The following is a 13,055-nucleotide window of genomic DNA, read 5'->3' on the forward strand; positions in this document are numbered from 1 at the left end:
GGAGCCGTCATTCTCGCGAATCAGGCAGTCGCCCTGCCCCGGCGCCACTGCATCAGCGCACCGAGTGCGACAAGCAACGCGGCCCCCAACGCCACCCAGAGCCGAAGGACGATGGTCTCGGCCTTGGGCGATGGGGCGTCAGCGGGCGTGGGTTCGAGCTTGAGGCCGCTGACGGGCTGGGGGCTGTCCGGCGCTGGCTCGGCTGCCGGGGTAGGAAGTGGCACGGGCGCTGCCGCGACCACGGGCTCGACCGACGGGCGCGGCTGGTGCGTAGGCGCAGGCGGCGACAACTCCGCCTGCACGAACCGCTGCACACCCGCATTCCGCTCGCGCAGCCCGGTCCCGCGCACCGCCTCCGCATAGGCCCGTGCCAGTTCGCGTCGCGTGGCGCCATCCGGCTTCCAGTAGTTCAGCCGCACCGCGTCGAGCATGCGCTCCAGCGTCTGCGCGAAGGCCGCCCGGTTATCGCCTTCCAGCCACTCGCGCGTGCCCAGCTTGTATTTGTCGCGCACATACACGTCGTGCAGCGCCTGCCACTGGTCCTGCCGCACGGCCTGCGGCGCCGTGACCTGCCAGCCCCAGAGAAACTGCGCAGTCTTGAGCACCTGCAGCGTGCCGCTGTAGCCCTCGGCCTTCTGCGCCTCGATCCATTGCGGGTGCAGGTAGCGCGTCTGCATCTCGCGTGCAATGGCGCCTGCGGCCGTGTCGGTGCGCACCGCACTGCCGTCGCGCAGGTTCTGCACGTACAGCGCCGGGTCCTTGCCAGTGAGCTGGCGCACGGCCTGCGCGATGCCGCCGAGGTACTGGAACGGATCGTCGTTGGTCAGCACGCCATACAGGTTGGAGCTGCGCGCCATCAGCGCCGCATCGACCTGCATGAGATTGCCCGCATAGGCGCCCGGCCGTGCGGCGCCGTCGAGGCCTTTGCCGTAGGCGTGGCCCATGCGATCCATGTAGAGCTGCGCCATTTGCGCATCGCCGCCGCCGCGTTGCTGGTTCTTCCATACGTCGCTCGCGAGCGCGGCTTCCTCGAGCCCGGCGCCATAGCTGCCTTGCTCGTTCGAGAAAACGCGCGCTGTGGACCAGCGCTGCGCCTCCTGCACCGACGCGCCCTCCGAACGCAGCCTGCGCGCCATCGCCTCGCTGTGCTGCGCGACGGCGTTGCCGGGCTCTCGCAAGGCAGCCACCTGCTGCACCGCCTCGTCGAGCCAGCGCATCACGTTGGGAAACTGGTCGCGGTAGGAGCCGGTGACGCTGATCAGCGCGTCCATGCGCGGCCGCTTCAGCACCGACGCGGAAATCACCTCGATGCCCGTCATGCGCCCGCCCTCGTCCCAGCGCGGCTTCACGCCCATGGCGTAGAAGGCCTGGCTTTCCAGCACGCCTTGGTGGCGCGAGGCCTCGCCGGCCCAGAGGGTGAAGGCGATCTTTTCCGGCGCCTTGCCGGCATGGGTCTTCGCGTGTCCGGCGATCCAGGCGTCCATCGCGGCAACGCCTGCGTCCCAGGCCGCACGCGTCGGCACCCGGCTCGGGTCGAAGCCGTAAAGATTGCGGCCGGTCGGCAGGCTGTCGGGGTTGCGCACCGGGTCGCCGCCGTAACTCGACTTCAGGTAGCGGCCGTCGAGCGCCGTGAGCAGTCCTTCGATTTCTTCGTTGTGGGCAAGCACGGCATCGAGCTTCTGCGCGCGTTCGGCCAGCGACAGCAGACTCCGCTGTTCGGCCGGGGTTTTGCCCATGGCACTCGCTGCCTGCGCATCGGTAAGCGCGAGTTCGACCCAGCGCGCGGGCCGCGAGCCGGCAACGCTCTTCGCATCGATCAGAAAAACCTCGTCGATGTCTTCACCCAGCGCCTCGACCAAAGGCTTGCCGAGGATCTGCAGGATCGTCATGCGCCGGCGCAGCGCATCGGGCGCCTGCCCGAAGGTCGCCAGGCCCAGCGGCTGCGCGGTCTGCGCGAGTTCGTCCAAGTACGGATGCAGCACCGCGATGAAGCCGGCGAAGTTCGCTCGAATCCGAGCGGGCGTCCAGTTCAGGTCGCGGTCGTAGTGCTGCTCCACGAACTCGGCCGTCAGCTGCTTTTCCATCGCCGTCTTCACCGGGCCGGGCGACAGCGTCTCCCAGTCGTGCATGCGCTCGTGCATCGCCTGCACGCCGGGTCGAAAACCGGCGGGCGCGAACATCGGCGTCGAATGGCTCACCATGGTCGCGCGACCGCGGCGCTTTGCTGTCGTGGCCTCGCCTAGGTTGTCCATGATGTACGGGTAGACATTCGGCAGATCGCCGAGCGCTAGCAGCGGATCGTCTTGCACCGACAGCCCGCGCTCCTTGCCCGCCGACCATTCGACCGTGCCATGCGTGCCCACGTGCACCACGGCGCTCGCGCCGAACTGCGTGCGCAGCCAGAGGTAGGTGGCGAGGTAGCCGTGGCTCAGCGGAATGGCCGAGCGGTGGTAGACCTGCTCAGCCTTGTCCGCCACCTGCCTGCCGGGCTCGAAGCGCGGCGGCTGGCGCAGCACGACGACGTTGCCGAACTGCACGCGCGGAATCACGAAAGCCGACTCGCCCGCGACGGGGCGCAGCATGGTCGACTTCTCGGGCTGGCCCCAGTAGCTCTCGATGCGGCGCTGCGTTTCCACCGGCAGCGACCGGAACCATGCGAGGTACCGTGACAGCGGCATCACGTCGGCCAGGTTCTTGTCGAGCAGCGGCTGCAGCTCGTCGCCCTGCCCCGTCGGGTAGTAGGCCCTCATCGTCGCCTGCACTTGCGCGATGAGCGCGTCGGCGCCCGGCAGTTCGGTGCGGTAGCCGGCGGACTTCATTGCCGCGAGCATGTTGCTCACGCTGCGCGGCACGTTGAGGAAAGATGCGCCGAAGTTGGCTTCGCCCGGTGGGTAGTTGTAGACCAGCATCGCCACACGGCGGTCCGCGGCCGGCGTGCGTTGAAGCCGCAACAACGCAGCCGCCTTGTCTGCCACAGCATCGATCTGCGCGGGCAACGGCTGCAGCGTGCCAGCCGCTGCGTCGCGGGCGCTCACGAGCATCGGGTCGGTCATGCCGGCCAGCTCGCTCGGGCTGTAGTAGGCAGCAATGTCGGTTTGCGACAGGCCGTCTTTACTCCGTGCCCATTGCGTCGCGTCCATGGCCAGCGAGGGCAATGTCTGCAGCACCGGCACGCCGATGCGCTCAAGCTCCGCCTTGCGCTCGTTCGGGCTGAAGACCAGCGAGGCATTGACGATCGCATCGGCCACGCGCCGCTCGTCGGCGTGCGTCATGCGAAAGAACAGGTCTTTCTGCTGGCGCGGGCCGTAGAAGGCATAGGCGCGCAGGCCGCGCCATTCGAGCGAGGCGATCAGCGCATCGAGCCAGCCGGTGTCGTCGCCCGTCACGGTGGCGCTGTTGATGGCAATGGCAACCGTGCCGCTGCTGCCGGGCAGCCGTTCGACGACGGCGATGTCGGTTTCGATGCGCGGCCAGCTTGGGTGATAGAGGCCGGCCAGTGGCAGCGGCACCGGGTCGGGCAGGCCGTCGAGCTTGCCGGGTTGCGCCAGGGCCTTCATCGCCGCGCCGAGATTGGCCGCACCCGAGAAGCGCCAGTACTCGCGCAGCCGCTGTGCCCATGCGGCATCGACGCCGCGCTCGGGCACCAGCGGCGCGGCAGTGGAGGCTTGCCCCTTGGCCACCAGCGCGAATTCGCCGATCAGCACATACGGCGCAGTGCTTCGCGAGATCGTGTCGCCGAAGCGCGCTGCAGCAGCTTGCGCGACGCTGATGTGCGGTGCATCGATGACGAGCAGACGCGCCCCTTCGAGCGCAGCAGTCAGCGTCTCGGGCGAGTCCTGCGACGCCGAAACCACCTGCAACGGCAACCCGGCTTCACGCGCCGCAGCCTCCAATCGAACCACCCGCGCCGGCGAAACCAGCGAGGTGCTCAAAACAACGACACGTCCCCCCGCAGGCTGGGCCTGTGCCGGCGCAAGAAACCCCAGCACCGCCACCAAAAGCCAGAAGAAGAAAACCCGCGTCACTTCCCGCCCTGCGCCGGAACAGCATCCGCCGGCACATAGACCATCGTGCCGTCTTTCAACCGCCAGGCAGTGCCGGCCTTCTCGCCATCACCCTGCCCCGTCGCGCCGCTGGCCTTGAAGCGCGTGATCTTGCGGCCCTCGCGCGTGACGATCTCCATGTTCGGCTGGCCCTCGTTGCGGATGATCGTCACCTTGTCCTGCGCGAACGGGTTCATCGGGTTGTTTATGACCGCGATCATCAGCATGCCGATCACCACCATGAACACGTCGATCAGGTTGATGGTCGAGAGCACCGGATCGTCGTCATCGCTGTCCAAGCTGCTCAGAATGGAAAACTGGCGGCGGCTCATGAAAGCCGGTCCCGAGCATCGAGCACCGACACCAGCTCGCGCATCAGCCAGCGGCGCCGCACGGTGTAGACCACGAAGGTGATCGAGGCCGAGGCCAGCGCCACGATCACGCTCGCGAACGCGGGCGCCAGGCTCTGCGCCACGCCCTGCGATTCGCCCGAGGCCACGGCGACGAGCGCGGGGCCCATCGGGATCATGGTGGCGATCAGCCCCAGCATCGGCGCCACGCGACTGCACAAGCGCACACCTTCGAGCTGCTTGAGCACGACCAGCTCCATCTGCTCCTGGCTGGCTTGCGCATGGCCCTGCAGCACCAGCGCGCGCGAGGGGTCGCGGCGGCGCTGCAAGTATTCGATGCCGAACGCGCCGAGGCAGTACACGGCATAGACGAAAGACAGCAGCACGCCCAGCGTCACCGGCCAGAGGAACAGGCGCGCAAGCTCGAAGAGAACGGTGTCGAAAGCCAGCATCAGGTGGGCTCCACGGGAGACGGATGGTCGAAAAGGTCCGAAGGCCGACCCCAGCCCTCGTCGAACACCAGCGACGCGAGCGGCTCGCGCTTCGCCCAGCGTTCGCGCTGCAGCATCGGCTCTTCGTAGAAGCTGTGCACGGGCCCCAGGCACAGCAAGGCGATGGGCTCCGCGCCTTCAGGCAAGCCGAGCAGCACCGACACCTCGGCCGGATCGAACAGCGACACCCACCCCATGCCCAGCCCCTCGGCGCGCGCCGCGAGCCAGAGGTTCTGGATGGCACAGGAGGCCGAGGCCAGGTCCATCTGCGGCAACGTGCGGCGGCCGAACACGTGCTTCTCGCGGCCCTCGGCCAGCGTCACCACCAGCAGCTCAGCCGCATCGAGAAGTCCCTGCACCTTCAGGCGCATGAACTCGTCCTCGCGCTCGCCGAGTGCGCGGGCGGTCAGCACGCGCTCGTGCTCGACGACACGGTGCAGTTGCTGGCGCAGCGCCTCACCGCGAATGCGGATGAAGCGCCACGGCTGCATGAAACCGACGCTGGGCGCGTGGTGCGCCGCATCGAGCAGCCGGCGCAGCACCTCGGGCGCGACCTGCCCGCCCGCGAAGTGGCGCATATCGCGCCGCTCGTGGATGGCGCGGTAGACCGCCCTCACCTCGTCGACCGCGAACGCATGTGCCATCACGCTCAATCTTCGATGCCGCGTTGTGCAGGAATGCCGGCCTTGAAGGCGTGCTTGACGAGCGTCATCTCGGTCACGGTGTCGGCCAGTTCGATGATCTCGGGCGGGCAGCGCCGGCCGGTGAGCACCACGTGTACATGCTTCGGCCGCGCGCGCAGCGTTTCGAGCACGCCTTCCAGAGGCAGCCAACCGTAGATCAGCGGATAAGTGATCTCGTCGAGCACCACCAGGAAGAACTCGCCCGACAGGATCGCGGCCTTGGCCTTCTCCCAGCCGTCGCGCGCCAGTTGCCCGGAGCGTTCGAGGTCCTGGCTCTTCCAGCTGAAGCCGTCGCCGAGCCCTTCGATCGGAATGCCGATCTGCTCGAACATCCGGTGTTCGCCGAAGCGCGCGGTCGGCACTTTCATGAACTGGTAGATCTTCACGGCCTTGCCGCGGCCGTGAGCGCGCAGCGCGAGGCCGAAGGCGGCGGTGCTCTTGCCCTTGCCGTCGCCTGTGTTGACGATGACGAGGCCTCGGCGTTCGCCTTCTGGTTTCTCGTATGGCTTTTCGCTCGGGGGGGTCTCTATTTGCATGGCTTTTCCAGTTCAGTTTCGGGGCTGTTGTTTCGGGGTGCGTGCGAATGACACCGGGTACTCCCCTCCGCGAATGTCCCCCGGCCTGCGGCCTCCTCCTTTATTTCGCTGCGGGGAGCACCCGATGCCATTCGCACATGGACGCGGCTGTTGTGCCGGCCGATCAACCGCTGCGCTGGACGATCACGTCGATGGGGTACCTTGCGCAGCGAAATAAAGGAGGAGGCCGAAGGCCGGGGGACATTCGCGGAGCAAGGTACCCCGTCGGCGTGAGCGCGCCCCGAACAACGCACCGAAAACACAGCGCATCTCATAACGGCAGCGCAATCCATTGCTCAGCCACCCGATGCACCCGAATGCGATGGTCGAACACCTGTTCCAGCGCCGCGTGCGTGGCAGGGTCGCTGCAGCCGCCGTGGTGCACCACTCGGCCGCGATCCATCACGACAAGTTCGTCGGCCGCCAGTGCCATCGGCAGCTCGTGCAGCACACTGACCACGGTCTTGCCCTCGGCAACCAGCGCACGAGCAGTCTGCATCCAGTCGGCTTGGTGCGGCGGATCGAGGTTGGCGAGCGGCTCGTCCATCAGCAGCAGTTCGGCCTCGACAGCGAGCGCGCGCGCCAGCAGCACCCGCTGACGTTCGCCGCCAGAGAGCTGACCCAGCGGGCGGTCGCGCCAGTCCCAAGCCTGCGTACTGCGCAGCGCACGCTCCACCGCCTCGCGGTCAGCCTCGCTGGGGGCGGCCAGCCAGCGCTGGTGCGGCAGGCGGCCAAGCATGGCGACGTCATAGACCATCAGGTCGTCGGCGCTGCCCTCGCCCGTGCCGCTCTGGCCGAGCCACGAGAGGCGCTGGGCGCGGATGCGCGCCGGCACCTTGTTCTGCGCCTCGCCGAAGAGCCGCACCTCGCCCCGGTGCGCCAGCAGTCCCGCGAGTGCCTTGAGCAGCGTCGACTTGCCCGCGCCGTTCGGGCCGACGATGCTGGTCCAGCGGGCGGACGACAACGCGAGATCGATGTCGTGCAGCACCTCGGTTGCGCCGAGCGTGGCACTTACCTTGTGTGCTTCGAGAGCGGGTGTGTTCTGCCGGCTGCTCATGCCACGCCACTCCGCGCGCCGCGCCGGTGCATCAGCCACAGCAGGTAGCTGCCGCCCAGCACGGCCGTGAGCACGCCCACCGGCAATTCCTGCGGCGCGATCAGCCAGCGCGCCAGCAGGTCAGCCGCCATCAGCAGCAGCCCGCCCATCAGCGCCGACAGCAGGATCAGCCGCGCGTGCGTGGTCTTGATGGCCGAGCGCACGAGGTGCGGCGCCGCAAGGCCAACGAAGGCGATCAACCCGGTCTGCGCCACGGCTGCGCCGGTAGCCAGTGCCAGCACCACGACCAGCGCCGCGCGCATCGCGCCCAGCGGCAGGCCGAGGCTGCGCGCGGTGGCCTCGCCGAGCGCGAGCCCGTCGAGCACCGGCGCCAGCGCCCAGGCCAGCAGCAGGCAGACCGCGCCGACCATCGCCATCACCGCGCAGGCGCTCCAGCCGACGAGGCCGGTGCTGCCGAGGATGAAGCCCTGAATGGCTTGCAGGATGTCTGCCGAGGCGATGGTGATGAGGTCTTTCGCCGCGCCGAGCACCACGCCGACGATCACGCCGGCAAGCAGCAGCCGCAGCGTCTGCTGCACGCCCCGCGCCAGCATCAGCGTGAGCATTACCGCCAGCACCGCGCCGAGAAAGGCCGCGCCCGTGAGCCCGAGCCGCATCACCCACTGCGCGCTGGCGGCGGAGCCGCCGAACATCAGCAGCGCCAGCGCCACGCCCAGCGAGGCGCCCGAGGCGCTGCCCAGCAGGTACGGATCGGCCAGCGGATTGCGAAACAGCCCCTGCGCCACCGCGCCCGCCAGCCCCAGCAGCGCCCCCGCCAGCCACGCGCCAAGCGTGCGCGGCAGGCGGATGTCCCACACGATCTGCAGTGCCACCGGGTCGTGCCGCGCCGCGAGCAGGCTTTCGAAACCGGTGCTGCCGATGCCCAGGCCCAGCACCATCAGCGCAGCGCCCACCACCAGCAGGCCTGCGCCAAGCAGCAAGACGCGGCGCAGATGGACCGTGTGCCTTCGCGCTGCGTTCACCGTTTGCCTCCCTTGTCGGCAAGGCACTGCGCCATCAGGCGCGCGGCCTCGTCCATGCGCGGGCCGGGGCGCACGAGCACGTCGGACTGTTCCGCGCTGAAGCGGCAGATGCGGCCCTCGCGCACCGCACGGATGCCGGCCCAGCCGGGGCGCTGCTCCAGCCCCTGCGCGCTGCGCACGCTGACCATGATGAGGTCGGGGTTCGCGCGCACCACGTACTCGGGGTTGAGCTTGGGGAACGGGCCGAGCGAAGCCGGCACGATGTTCCTCACGCCGAGCCGTGTGAGCGTTTCACCGATGAACGACGACTCGCCCGCCGCATACGGCGCGCTGTTCACTTCGAAGTACACGCGCATGCCCCTGGCGTTCGCGGGCACCGACTGCGCGGCGGCCGAAACGCTGGCATCGATCACGCGCCAGACCTTCGGCGCTTCGTGCGTACCGAGCACCTGGTCGAGCTTGTCGAGCACGCGCTGCACGTCGGCATGGCTCTTGGGTTCGAGCACCAGCACCTTCAGGCCCAGCGCCTCGAGCCGCTGCGTGACGCGCGACGACTTGGCGAGCAGCACCGCGTCGGGCTTGAGCGCGACGATGGCCTCGACGTTCGGGTCGATCCCGCCACCGAGCTGCGGCAGCGCCTTCACCTGTTCGGGCGAGTTGGAATAGCGGTCGACCCCCACCAGCCGGTCGCAGGCACCGAGCGCACAAATCGATTCGGTAAGCGACGGCAGCAGCGAGACGATGCGCTGCGGCGGCTGCGGCAGGCTCACGGACACGCCGCGCTCGTCGACCACGTCGAAGGCGTGCGCGGCCAGCGCGAACAGGGCCAGGCCGAGCGCGGCCAGCGGAGTGCGGATCGTCTTTTTCTTCTTCATGCAGAAGGCGCTTTCAGGCTCAACGGCAGGCCTGCGGCCATCAGGGTGACGCGGTCGCAGGCGGCGGCCACGTCCTGGTTCAGGCGGCCGAGCGCGTCGACGAAAGCGCGCGTCTCGCGGCCCAGCGGAATCACGCCCAGGCCGATCTCGTTGCCGACCAGCACCACCGGCCCGCGCGCCTCGCGCAGCGCGACCAGCAGCATGGCGATGTGCGTGGCCGGAGTGCGCGTCACGGGGCGAGCGTCTTCGGAGTGCAAGGGCATCAGCAGGTTGGTGAGCCACAGCGTGAGGCAGTCGACCACCACCAGCGTCTCGGGCGTGCTCTGCGTGACGACGGCGCGCGCGAGTTCGATCGGCTCCTCGATGGTGCGCATGCCGGGCACCCGCTCGGCACGGTCGGCCTGGTGGCGCACGATGCGCTCCAGCATCTCGTCGTCGTAGGCCTGCGCGGTGGCGATCAGCACGGCGCGGTGCGTGCGGGAATCGGCCGCGAACCAGTCGATCGCGCGCTGCTCGGCGCGGCGCGACTTGCCGCTCTTCTGGCCGCCCAGGATGAACTCGTGCTCGACGGTCTTCGGCTTATTCGATTGCGGCATGGATCTCCAACTCGATGGGCATGGCGCCGAAAAGGCGGGCCGTGGCTTGCGGGCTGGAGGCAAACCACGCGTGGAAGTAACTGGCGCGCACCGGGCCGTGCACGTACAGCGCCTCGCCGCCGCGTGCGCCCACGGGCTGCGTCGCGCCGGGCCTGGCAGTGTGCGCGGCGGGCGCCAGTGGCGTTTCGCAGCGCGAATAGTGGAAGGTGTGTCCGCGCAGGGTGTGGCTGCCGAGGGTGAGCTGTTGCGGACCAAGGCCGGCGAGCCGCTTCTGCATGGTCACGCGGCCCGGCAGCAGGCCCCAGAGGCGGTGGACCTGCGCATCGTCTTGCGTGGCCAGTTCGTCGAACAGCGCCATCATGCCGCCGCACTCGGCCCAGATCGGCTTGCCCGCAGCGGCATGCGCGGCGAGCGATTCGCGCATCGGCGCGCAGGCGGCCAGCGCTTCGGCGTGCAGTTCGGGGTAGCCGCCGGGCAGCCAGACCGCGTCGCATGCCGGCAAAGCATCGCCTGCGAGCGGCGAGAAAAAAGACAGCCGCGCTCCCAGCGTAGTGAGCACGTCGAGGTTCGCGGGGTAGATGAATGAAAAGGCCGCATCGCGCGCAATGGCAATGGTGCGGCCAGCCAGCAGCGGCGGCACGGCTTCTGCCTCGCCAGATGCGGGTGCCTCGAAACGCACCTGCGGCAGTTGACTGGTCTGCATCTGCCCGAGCGGTGTGGCGGCCAGCACGTCGGCCGCCGCGTCGAGCCGCGCCATCGCATCGCCGAGTTCGGTAGTGGCGACGAGCCCCAGGTGCCGCTCGGGCAGCGTAAACCCCGCGTCGCGCGGCAAGGCGCCAAGCCACTGCGAGGGTTCGCGCAGCGCGTCTTTCAACATGCCCGCGTGCCTCTCGCTGGCCACGCGGTTCGCCAGCACGCCGGCCCATGGCAACCCGGGCCGGAAGTTCTGCAGCCCGTAGGCCAGCGCGCCGAAGGTGCCCGCCATGGCGTGCGCATCGATCACCGCCAGCACCGGCAGGCTGAAGCGTTCTGCCAGGTCGGCCGCGCTGGGCGTGCCGTCGAACAGGCCCATCACGCCTTCGACGATCACCAGGTCGCACTCGGCCGCTGCGGCGCGCAGGCGCGAGCGGCAATCGGCCTCGCCGGTCATCCAGAGGTCGAGCGAATGCACCGGCGCGCCGGTGGCCAGCGCCAGCCAGTGCGGGTCGAGAAAGTCGGGCCCGCACTTGAAGGCGCGCACGCGCCGCCCCTGGCGCGCATGCAGCCGCGCGAGCGCCGCCGCAACGGTGGTCTTGCCCTGCCCCGAAGCCGGGGCAGCCACCAGCACCGCGGCGCACGAGACTGCCGCGGCACCGGCGGTGTCGCCTGGTTGGGGAGCTTGGCTTAGTGAGGCGTCCACTTGAGACCGACGTACGCGGTGCGGCCGGCATTGGCGTACAGCCGCGCGAACTGGTAGTCCTTGTTGCCCACATTGTCGACGCGGGCCACGAGGTTGAGGTCTCGCGTGATCTGCGTGCTGGCCGACAGGTTCAGCACGGTGTAGCCGCCGAGCTTGATGGTGTTGGCCGCGTCGTCGTAGCGCTTGCTCGAGGACTGCACTTCGGCGCCCAGCGTCCAGCCGGCCACGCGCCAGTCGGCGCCCAGGGTGCCATGGCGCTTGGAGCGGCGCGCGAGCAGGTTGCCGGTGTCGGCATCCTTCGGGTCCTGTACGTCGAGCGAGGCGCGCAGCGTGACGTCGCCCAGGCGCTGGCTGGCCGACAGCGTGGCGCCCTGCAGGGTGGCACGGTTCACGTTGGTGTAGCAGCCGAACGTCGAGGCACAGCCCGTGGCGGTGCCGACGAAGTTGATCAGGTTGCGCACGCGGTTGCGGTACACCACGATGCCGGCGGTGGTGCCGTCCTTGGCGTAGTTCATGCCCAACTCGACGTTCTGGCTGCTTTCGGGCCGCAGCGTGGACACGCCGTACTCGCTGAAGCGCTGGTACAGCGTGGGCACGCGGAAGGCGGTGCCAGCCGATGCCGTGAAGCGCAGCGACGGGGTGATGGCATAGCCGTAGGCCGCGCTGCCGGTGGTCTTGCCGCCGAACTCGCTGTCCCTGTCGTGGCGTGCATGCAGCTGCAGCGAATGCGGGCCCTGCACAAAGCCGTAGCCGAGCGAAATGGCGTCCTGCGAGCGGTCGCGCGACAGCAGCTTCGACGAGGTGGTGGGCGCGTTTTCGAGCGCGTCTTCGCGGCGCTCGAGGGTGGCCGTCACCAGGTGCGGGCCGAAGCGGAATTCGTTCTGGAACAGGTAGCCGCGCAGGTTGGTTTCAGTGCGGTAGAACGAAGGCTGCGTCTTGTAGACCGACTGCGAATCGGTCACCTGCACGCGGGTGCTGTAGATGTCGTTCCACTTGGCCGACCAGGTCAGGCCGGCGGTGCGCAGCGTGTTGTTCGACACGTCGTCGCGGAACAGGATCGGCGGCTTGGTCCTGTAAGAGACGGTGGCGTCGTAGCCAGCCTTGATGTCGCTGGTGAGCAGCGTGGCCTCAAGGCGCTGGTCCGGCGTGATCTGGAAGCCCAGCTTCACGTTGCCCGAGGTGCTGTTGTAGCCGTCGCGGTCGGGGCTGGTGTAGCCGTCTTTCACCACGTTGCGCTTGCTTGCGGGCTGCACGTTGTAGCCCTTGCTTTCCTCGTGCGCCACGCCGAACGAATAGTCGAACAGGCCCGACTTGCCGCTCACGCCGCCTTCGATCTTGCGCAGGCCCTTGCTGCCGAAGCCGATGCCCGCGTAAGGCGACACGCCCTCTTCGCCGCGCTTGGTGAAGAGCTGGATCACGCCGCCCACGGCGTCGGAGCCGTACACCGCGGCGGCCGGGCCGCGCAGCACTTCGATGCGGTCGATCTGCGAGAGCGGAATGCCTTCCCAGCCGGCGCCGCCGGTCGATTGCGAGTCGATGCGCACACCGTCGAGGTACACGGCCGTGAAGCGCGTTTCGGCGCCGCGAATGAACAGGCTGGTGGTGTTGCCCACGCCGCCGCTGCGCGAGATCTCGATGCCGGGCAGGCGCGCCAGCACGTCGGCCACGCCGGTCGCGCCGCTGCGCTCGATGGTCTTGCGGTCGATGATGGACACGTCGCCCACCAGGTCCGACAGCGCCTGCGGCGTGCGGTTGGCAGTGACCACCGTTTCGCCCAGCGTGGAGGCGTCTTGTGCATGGGCCAGGCCACCGAAGGCGGAAGCCAGCGCCAACGGCAGGCAGGCATGGCGGAGACGGCGCGCAGGAGCGCGGCCGCGAGAAAAGCAAACGTGGGAAATCATGAATGAGCCGAACGAACGTCAATACCCCTCGCCGGCCTCCCCGCCGGCGCCTGGGCGCCATGG

At 69.0% G+C, this 13,055-nt stretch carries 11 protein-coding genes; all 11 read right to left on the minus strand.

Annotation, left to right across the window (positions count from 1 at the left end; all coding sequences use genetic code 11):
* Positions 1 to 20: 20 nt before the first annotated feature.
* Positions 21 to 4,025, minus strand: a complete 4,005-nt coding sequence (cobN, locus tag ACTG4X_RS19755; protein ID WP_440531693.1) for a cobaltochelatase subunit CobN — start codon at positions 4,023 to 4,025, stop codon at positions 21 to 23.
* Positions 4,022 to 4,375, minus strand: coding sequence for a DUF2149 domain-containing protein (locus tag ACTG4X_RS19760; RefSeq protein WP_093073817.1), 354 nt, complete (start codon positions 4,373 to 4,375; stop codon positions 4,022 to 4,024). The genes cobN and ACTG4X_RS19760 overlap by 4 nt, the downstream gene beginning before the upstream one ends.
* Positions 4,372 to 4,845 (minus strand): MotA/TolQ/ExbB proton channel family protein, encoded by a 474-nt coding sequence (locus tag ACTG4X_RS19765; RefSeq protein WP_093073815.1) that lies wholly within the window; start codon positions 4,843 to 4,845, stop codon positions 4,372 to 4,374. Before ACTG4X_RS19765 ends, ACTG4X_RS19760 begins: the two co-directional genes overlap by 4 nt.
* Positions 4,845 to 5,528 (minus strand): 5,6-dimethylbenzimidazole synthase, encoded by a 684-nt coding sequence (gene bluB / locus ACTG4X_RS19770; protein WP_093073813.1) that lies wholly within the window; start codon positions 5,526 to 5,528, stop codon positions 4,845 to 4,847. The genes ACTG4X_RS19765 and bluB overlap by 1 nt, the downstream gene beginning before the upstream one ends.
* 5 nt (positions 5,529 to 5,533) lie before the next feature.
* Positions 5,534 to 6,103: a cob(I)yrinic acid a,c-diamide adenosyltransferase gene (cobO, locus tag ACTG4X_RS19775; protein WP_093056498.1), complete on the minus strand. Its 570-nt coding sequence runs from the start codon at positions 6,101 to 6,103 to the stop codon at positions 5,534 to 5,536.
* 310 nt (positions 6,104 to 6,413) lie between these two features.
* Positions 6,414 to 7,199, minus strand: coding sequence for an ABC transporter ATP-binding protein (locus ACTG4X_RS19780; RefSeq protein WP_440531694.1), 786 nt, complete (start codon positions 7,197 to 7,199; stop codon positions 6,414 to 6,416).
* Complete coding sequence (locus tag ACTG4X_RS19785) at positions 7,196 to 8,221, minus strand: FecCD family ABC transporter permease (RefSeq protein ID WP_440531695.1); 1,026 nt, start codon at positions 8,219 to 8,221, stop codon at positions 7,196 to 7,198. Before ACTG4X_RS19785 ends, ACTG4X_RS19780 begins: the two co-directional genes overlap by 4 nt.
* The gene (locus ACTG4X_RS19790) at positions 8,218 to 9,096 is read right to left on the minus strand and encodes an ABC transporter substrate-binding protein (protein WP_440531696.1); all 879 of its coding nucleotides are present in this window, start codon (positions 9,094 to 9,096) and stop codon (positions 8,218 to 8,220) included. Before ACTG4X_RS19790 ends, ACTG4X_RS19785 begins: the two co-directional genes overlap by 4 nt.
* On the minus strand, positions 9,093 to 9,692 hold the full coding sequence (locus tag ACTG4X_RS19795) for a bifunctional adenosylcobinamide kinase/adenosylcobinamide-phosphate guanylyltransferase (protein WP_440531697.1): 600 nt from the start codon (positions 9,690 to 9,692) through the stop codon (positions 9,093 to 9,095). The genes ACTG4X_RS19790 and ACTG4X_RS19795 overlap by 4 nt, the downstream gene beginning before the upstream one ends.
* Positions 9,676 to 11,091: a cobyrinate a,c-diamide synthase gene (locus ACTG4X_RS19800; protein WP_440531698.1), complete on the minus strand. Its 1,416-nt coding sequence runs from the start codon at positions 11,089 to 11,091 to the stop codon at positions 9,676 to 9,678. The genes ACTG4X_RS19795 and ACTG4X_RS19800 overlap by 17 nt, the downstream gene beginning before the upstream one ends.
* A complete protein-coding gene (locus ACTG4X_RS19805; protein ID WP_440531699.1) occupies positions 11,076 to 12,992 on the minus strand; it encodes a TonB-dependent receptor domain-containing protein in 1,917 nt (638 codons plus the stop codon). The genes ACTG4X_RS19800 and ACTG4X_RS19805 overlap by 16 nt, the downstream gene beginning before the upstream one ends.
* Positions 12,993 to 13,055: the final 63 nt, after the last annotated feature.

Source organism: Variovorax sp. YR566 (genome assembly GCF_051992195.1).
Taxonomy (GTDB): Bacteria; Pseudomonadota; Gammaproteobacteria; order Burkholderiales; family Burkholderiaceae_C; genus Variovorax.